Source organism: Psychrobacter sp. FME6 (assembly GCF_014861365.1).
Lineage (GTDB): Bacteria > Pseudomonadota > Gammaproteobacteria > Pseudomonadales > Moraxellaceae > Psychrobacter.
Genome location: NZ_RRYW01000010.1, coordinates 47,505 through 55,051 on the forward strand (window position 1 = coordinate 47,505; position 7,547 = coordinate 55,051).

General features: G+C 44.5%; 4 protein-coding genes. 3 read left to right on the plus strand and 1 reads right to left on the minus strand.

Going from position 1 to position 7,547, the window contains the following annotated elements:
* Positions 1 to 29: 29 nt before the first annotated feature.
* Positions 30 to 2,867: a [protein-PII] uridylyltransferase gene (glnD, locus tag EI162_RS02755; RefSeq protein ID WP_192522907.1), complete on the plus strand. Its 2,838-nt coding sequence runs from the start codon at positions 30 to 32 to the stop codon at positions 2,865 to 2,867.
* Positions 2,868 to 2,929: 62 nt separating this feature from the next.
* Here glnD and EI162_RS02760 read toward each other — a convergent pair whose 3' ends face one another.
* Positions 2,930 to 3,601 carry a hypothetical protein gene (locus EI162_RS02760; protein ID WP_192522908.1) on the minus strand — a complete coding sequence of 224 codons (672 nt, stop codon included), beginning with the start codon at positions 3,599 to 3,601 and terminating at the stop codon, positions 2,930 to 2,932.
* 153 nt (positions 3,602 to 3,754) lie between these two features.
* On the opposite strand from EI162_RS02760, the gene dapC reads away from it, so the two are divergent.
* Complete coding sequence (gene dapC / locus EI162_RS02765; protein WP_192522909.1) at positions 3,755 to 5,044, plus strand: succinyldiaminopimelate transaminase; 1,290 nt, start codon at positions 3,755 to 3,757, stop codon at positions 5,042 to 5,044.
* A gap of 325 nt (positions 5,045 to 5,369) precedes the next feature.
* The gene (locus EI162_RS02770; protein ID WP_192522910.1) at positions 5,370 to 7,328 is read left to right on the plus strand and encodes a DUF294 nucleotidyltransferase-like domain-containing protein; all 1,959 of its coding nucleotides are present in this window, start codon (positions 5,370 to 5,372) and stop codon (positions 7,326 to 7,328) included.
* Positions 7,329 to 7,547: the final 219 nt, after the last annotated feature.

Sequence of the window (7,547 nt, forward strand, 5' to 3'; positions counted from 1 at the left end):
ATTTTTAAATTTTTAATTGGATAACACTCATGTTTAATTGTGATGTCGCCACCATTGATTTGACGCCGATGCCTATATTATCAAACAACCTCAAGACAGCCGCCTCCTTGCCAGCCGCCTCCTTGCCAGCCGCCTCCTTGCCAGCCGCCTCCTTGCTAGTCGATAACCAGCTAGTCAGTACCCTGCCAGCGAATAACGTCCAAACAAATAATGACATAACAGAAAAATCGCTATTCGGCATTCCTGAATGGTTACTCCAAATCAATGACGATATCAGCCGCGCACTGGAACGAGGCGTCAGTATCCGGCAACTGGTCGAGGCACGCGCCTGCGCTATCGATGGACTGCTCATCGCTTTGTTTGATTGGTTTGAGTTAGACAAGACGGATTTAGCATTATTTGCAATAGGCGGCTATGGTCGCGGTGAGCTGTCGCTGTATTCAGATGTCGATATTTTATTGCTCTCCCCCGACGAAATTGATACCGACACCAGCGGTAAAATCGACAATTTGGTCGCCCTGCTGTGGGATATTGGGCTTGAGCCTGCGCTATCAGTACGTAGCGTCGATGACGGGTTAGAAGCGGCACTCGATCATACCATTGCCAGTGCGCTGTTAGAGGCGCGGCTGCTCGTGGGTAACGAGGCTTTGCAAGAAGTGCCTCTGCAAATCGTCAATAAACAGTGGTCGCCGCGTGCGTTCTTTGAGGTGAAAATCAATGAAGCAAAAGCGCGCTACTTGCAGCACAATGCCACAGAATACAATCTTGAGCCCAATATCAAAACCGCCCCTGGTGGTTTACGTGATATCCATATTATCGGTTGGGTAAGCAAACGCTACTTTCGTGTTGGCAAACTTTATGACTTGGTACAACAAAACTTTTTAACAGAAAAAGAATTTGATGAGCTGAGCTTTGCGGAAAGCTATCTATGGCAAATACGTCACTATCTACATATATTAACCGGTCGCAACGAGAATAGGCTGTTGTTTGACTATCAGCGTGAAGTTGCGCAATTGATGGGCTATGAGACCCAGCCAGATGATCAGCCTAATGCCGCTGTTGAGCGTTTTATGCGCGATTATTATCGCTGCGCCATGCAGATATCGACGCTGTCTGAGATGCTGATCAATCATTATTATGAGACGATTATAGAGCCGCAGCTACCTGACAATGAACGTCCAAAAAAACAGCCAATTAACGCGCGCTTTAATAAAGTCGGCGAACAAATTGCCATGGCGCACCACAGGGTTTTTGCTCAGCATCCTGAAGCCATACTAGAGATGTTTTTACTCATGGGTCAGTACGGTATCAAAAACGTCCGCACTCATACGCTGCGTGCGCTAAAAATTGCCGCACGCGGTATCGATCAGGTTTATAGAGACAACCCCACTCACCAAGCGCTTTTTTTAGCCAATTTAAAAGAGCAGAACTATTTGTTTCATCGCCTGCGTGCCATGAATCGCTATGGGGTTTTGGGTAATTATATTCCTGCTTTTGCCCAAGTCACTGGTATGATGCAATACGACTTATTTCATCGCTATACCGTAGATGCGCATACTTTATTTTTGATTCGCATCTTGCACCGCTTTACCGATCCGCGTTTTTATGAAGACTTTCCACTGGTTAGCTCTATTTTTCAGCGTATCGAGCGCAAAGAGATCTTGGTACTGGCAGCGATGTTCCATGATATCGCCAAAGGACGCGGCGGCAACCATAGCGAGCTTGGGCAAACGGAATCGATTGAGTTTTGCCTAGCCCATGGCATGAGTGTGGCAGATGCCAACTTAGTCGGCTGGCTTACTCGCTATCATTTACTGATGTCGATGACTGCGCAGAAAAAGGACATCTCAGACCCAGAAATCGTCAGTATTTTTGCGGACTTAGTCGGCAATGTCACCCATCTCAATCATCTCTATGTGCTGACTGTCGCTGATATGAATGCGACCAATCCACAGTTATGGAATAGCTGGCGGGCCACGCTTATGAAGCAGCTATACTCACAAACACGGCGTATCCTGCGCGCTGATATCGATGCACCGACCAATCGGCAGGATATGATCACTGCCACGCGCAAGCAAGCGGCGGCCATGCTCGATAATGTCGATAATATGCACATGAATCATAATGAGGTATTGCGGCTATGGGATGACCTAGGGGATGAGTATTTCCTACGAGAAATCCCTGAAGATATCTTATGGCATACCGAAGCGATTTTGAGTCATCCGCCCATTGGTCGTGCCTCTGATACCGATAGTGCACCGTTGGTGGTGTTACGCGAACATCGTGAGCTGGCACTTGATGCAGTACAGGTGTTTATTTATACCCAAAATCAGACCAATTTATTTGCGGTCACCATGGCGGTGTTTGATCAGATGAATCTCGATGTTTTAGATGCGCGCATCATTACTGCCACCCGCGATTTTGCCTTGGACTCTTATGTATTGTTAGACCCTAGTGGCACGCTACTGGTCGACGATGACAGCCAGCAAGAGCTCAAGCAGCGACTGATTGCGGCCTTTAAAAACCCATCAGTACCAAAACTGACTCATAAACGTATCCCGCGCCAGCTCAGACACTTTGAAGTGACGACAAAAATTAATTTTGAGTTCAATGAGGCATCAGATCAGCATATTATGAGCCTAGAAACCTTAGATCAACCTGGGTTATTGGCACGAGTCGGACAGGTTTTTTTGCAACAGAAGATTGAAGTTCATGCGGCGCGCATTACCACCTTAGGTGAGCGTGCAGAAGACATGTTTTATATCAGTGATCAAAAAGATAAGCCGTTATCTACTGATAGATTACAAGCATTAAAAACCGCATTGATAGCCAGTTTTAATGTACAAAAAGACACCAATCTTGTCTAAAACGGGCGTGGTTGAGCAGGGTTTTACGATAATTGATAGCACCTTTTATAAGGTATTATCAATTATAAGGTGCTTTTATATATCATCTCACTAGCATGTTCATTGAGCTCATCATCAGCGAGCACGGGTGGCAAAACTTCTATATCTAGCTGCTGTTGGCTCAATATTAAACGACCAGCATCAACCTCTTTTTGTAATAAGCACTCTAAGCTTGCTAAATGGAACTCGCCGTCAAGATGATCGTATAACTCTCTCAAAGAGATAGGCGACTTGGCGTGTACATCGGGGTAAAGGCTGTCTTCTGCCAAAACAACCATCTCACTAAGTGCTTGTTCGCGTAACAACTCTTCTTGTTCAATGTTACGTTGCAAACGATTGCCCAGTCGACCTTTGGCAGCAAAGGTAACCAGAAAAATAACCGTTTGTAATATAAATAACGCTGCGTATTGCCATAAAGGTAATGATACATCCAACATATTGCTAAGCAACATTACTACGATAGCCACGACGACATAGCCAACCAACTGCCATAATAACCACATGATTAAGCTGTTTTCACCAAACCAAAATATTTTATTTTCTTTGTGCTCAATTAAGTGCTGACGCGTTTGCCACCAGCATTGTTCCCGCTCTTTTAGCAGCTCGTATACTTCAGTACTTTGCACACGGTTATCAAAATTTTCATTAGTGATATCTTTAGCATTGAAATCATTCGTTTTTGAAATACTAGACATATCAAGTTATCCTTACCATAAGCGCTCATTGAAGCTGGCAGTCATGTCCTGCATTGTTATAAGTTATAAAACCTAAAGAGAAGTGCTACACTGCTCTAATGTAATTTTTCTTTATAACTTTATTATTAATTGTCTATTATAGTTACTCTACTTATGAATCACAACTTGACATACCTGCATCCTTACCCTTTCGCAAAAATGGCAACATTGCTTGCTGATAGCTCTCCAGCCCTTCACTATAGTGAAATTAAGCTGGGTATTGGTGAACCAAAACATGCGCCACCAGCATTTGTTTTGGACGTTCTACGAGAAAACTTGGACACAATAAGCCGTTATCCAACCACCAATGGTCTATTTGAGCTGCGCCAAACCATCGCCCATTGGTTGGAAAAGCGATTTTTCCTCACTCATGTCGACCCAAATAAGCAAGTATTACCAGTCATGGGGACACGCGAGGCAATTTTTAGCTTGGTGCAAGCGGTTGTCGATCATAAACCCATCGATAAAGAAAGCCGGTCACTACCTGCATCTCATCAGCCCTCACCTGTTTCTGCTACTGTTGTTCCTATATCTGCTCTTTCTCCTATAGCTTTTTCTCCGATAATAGTCATGCCCAATCCGTTTTATCAGATATACGAAGGTGCGGCGATACTGGCACAAGCAGAGCCTTATTTTGTGCCTTGCTCATTGGATAATGACTTTAAGGGCAATTATCGCTCGGTCCCCAAAGATGTTTGGGCACGCACGCAGCTATTGTTCGTCTGTAACCCAAACAATCCAACCGGCTCGGTTATGACTATGGATGATTGGGAATACCTGATTCGGCTGTCCGATCAATACGGCTTTATCATTGCCAGTGACGAGTGTTATAGCGAGCTATATTTTGACACGGCACCAATTGGCTTGTTACAAGCCTGTGCTACCCTTGGTCGTCATGATTTTAAAAACTGTATCGTCTTTCATTCTTTATCCAAACGCTCAAACCTGCCGGGTCTGCGTTCAGGATTTGTCGCCGGTGATGCCAATATTTTGCAGAGCTATTTACAATACCGTACCTATCAAGGCTGTGCGATGCCGATACCGCATCAGCTCGCCTCTATCGCTGCTTGGCAAGATGAAAAACACGTGGCACACAATCGTGCTCTGTATCAAGAGAAGTTCGCCTTATGGATGTCTGAATTGGGTCATCTATTAGAGTTGCGGATGCCTGAAGCTGGATTTTACTTTTGGGTAAAAGTCCCTGAGCAGTTTAATGGTGATGACGAAGTATTCGTGAAAGCACTATACGAGCAAGCCAACATTCACGCCTTAGCAGGACGCTATCTGTCGCGTGAGGTCAATGGCAACAACCCTGGACAAGGTTATGTGCGTATCGCGCTCGTCGCTAGCGTTGAGGAGAGCCGTGAAGCGATTGAGCGCATTCGTCAGTTGCTAGCGGCATAACGCAAGCATATAGCTATAGTAAATTCATTTTAAAAAACCCTACAGTGCTATTGGCTATAATTTTTTTGTAGCCTCTGTCACGCCTGCGAACAGCAAGCAAGAAAAAATATAGCAATAGCACGTTACTATTTACCTTACTACAATAATCGTCTCGCTTTTATGTTGAACTGAATAATCTGTATAAGTAGCAATTATCAAAATTCATACAACCTGAAAATCGCAAATCAAACGAAATCTCTAACAATGCTATAGTAAAGTTACTTTTATAATAAACTGTCTTTTCACAATCCTGTCCTTTCACAACGATGCCATCAAGGATGATGCCATGCCCCATCTTGATTTTACCCAGCCACCCTTTGATGTATTGAGTTTAGCTGAACGTCAAAGTATCAGAAAAAACACCCAAATCCGTTACCTTGCCAAAGATGAGTATTTGTCTGCCGCAGAGCTACAGTGCCTTTATGTGGTCATAAAAGGCCAGATTGAGCAATTACTCGACGATGAGTTTGTCGCTTCTTATCTAGGTAGCAACCACTCTGACGACCTCAATAATAACGACTGGTTCGATAGCCGTCGCCTACCTGAATCTCAAAATAACAAAAGCATACCAGACAGTGTTGAAGCTGGCATGACCACACCCTACCAATACCGAGCTGTTGAGGATACCTTGCTGCTGCAAGTATCGGGTGCTACCGTCGATAAAATTAGCGCCCAAAACCATCTAGTCCGCCAAATGCTATCAGAAAAGCTGCCAGAACGATTAAAGGCGTTACAACAACGACGCAGCAAATCCATAAACACGACCAGCTATAATGACCAACAAGAAGTACAGCAAATTATGCTGCAACCAGTCATTGATGTCAGTTTATTGCCTGTCCATATCGTCGATGCCAGTAATAGCCTATATGACGCTGCCCATATTATGACCAAAGCTGGGCTAAAACACGTACTGGTACGACCATTGAATCACCTAGAGAACATTGAATACATTGAAAATGAGCAATATGGCACAGGTCATTTATTAGGGATTTTAACCGATACCGATATCTGCCGTGCTATCAGCGATCGGCAAGATCCTGCTACGACTACTTGCCAGCGTTATGCCAATTTTAATCTGCGCACCATCAAAGCCGACGATGAGATTGGTGATGCACTATTGACCATGACCCGCTATCGCATCCATCGGCTACCAGTGATTGACCAAAACGGCGACGTGGCAGGTATACTTGGGCAAAGCGACATGCTCGCGCACATTGGTCACCATTCACAGCTCATCAGTATGCAGATTGAGCAGGCAAAAGACTTATCCAGTCTCGATACGGCGGTTGAGCTTATCGGACGCTATATTCGTGTGCAGCATCAAAATGGCGTCAAAATTGGTAATATCAGTCGCATGGTACAAACCCTCAACGCGCAAGTTTTTACCAAACTGTGGCAACTTATCGTGCCTAATGAGGTCGTGGTAAATACCTGCCTCATCGTCATGGGTTCAGAAGGACGCGGTGAACAAATCATGCGTACCGACCAAGACAATGCACTCATTATGCGTGATGGCTATAGCCATCCTGATTTGGCACAGTTCGCCGATACTTTTAACCACCATTTAGCAGACCTTGGTTATCCACTTTGCGATGGCAATATTATGATGACCAATCCTGTGTGGCGACAGCCATTAAAACAATTTAACGCCCAGATTGGTTTGTGGTTTAAAAATACCGATCCGATGCATGGTATTTATTTGTCCGCTATACTCGATGGCGAATACGTCTGCGGTGATGAGTCGCTACTGACACAGGTACGTCAACATTTAAAGACAGCCCATCGCCAGTCAGATCCGATGTTTGTACGGCAGTTCGCACGCGCCGCACTACAGTTTGGTGATATCAATCAGTGGTGGCAAAAATATCTACCTTTACTGGGCGGTAAATCGTCCTCGCAAGATATCGACCTAAAAAAAGCGGGTATTTTCCCACTGGTCCATGGTATCCGTACCTTGGCATTAGAAAATGACATCTTGGCAGTACCTAGCAGCAAAGATCGCCTCAAGGCTTTGGTACAAGCCCAACACTTGACCCAAGAGCGCGCCGATACTTTATTAGAAGCTTTGGAGTTTTTTATGGCGCAGCGTTTGTCAGTTGCCCTCTCGACTGACGACAAGCATGCACGGCAAGTGAATCCGATCACTCTCACAGCGCTTGAGCGTGACCTACTTAAGGAATGTCTGGCAGTAGTCAAAAGCTTTAAAAATCAGCTGCGTCAGCACTATCAATTAGAAATATCATAGTCATATTGTTTTGCCAGATGCCAAACCTCCATCTAGTAGAGGCCTTAAAGGAAAAGATGCCAAAAACTATATATAAGGAACACAGGCTGATGAATAAAACACCTGAGTATTGCTTTTTTTGCTTACCTGACGACATTAATATAGATGATTATAGTGAAATATTACAATGGGGATATGATCATTCAGAAGCTGCTACTGTTTTATCTCTTACTCAAGAAC

Bases quoted from the DNA above. Each gene is read 5' to 3' on its own strand.
- EI162_RS02770 (WP_192522910.1), top strand. From the start codon at position 5,370: ATGCCCCATCTTGATTTTACCCAGCCACCCTTTGATGTATTGAGTTTA.
- EI162_RS02760 (WP_192522908.1), bottom strand. From the start codon at position 3,601: ATGTCTAGTATTTCAAAAACGAATGATTTCAATGCTAAAGATATCACT.
- glnD (WP_192522907.1), top strand. From the start codon at position 30: ATGTTTAATTGTGATGTCGCCACCATTGATTTGACGCCGATGCCTATA.
- dapC (WP_192522909.1), top strand. From the start codon at position 3,755: ATGAATCACAACTTGACATACCTGCATCCTTACCCTTTCGCAAAAATG.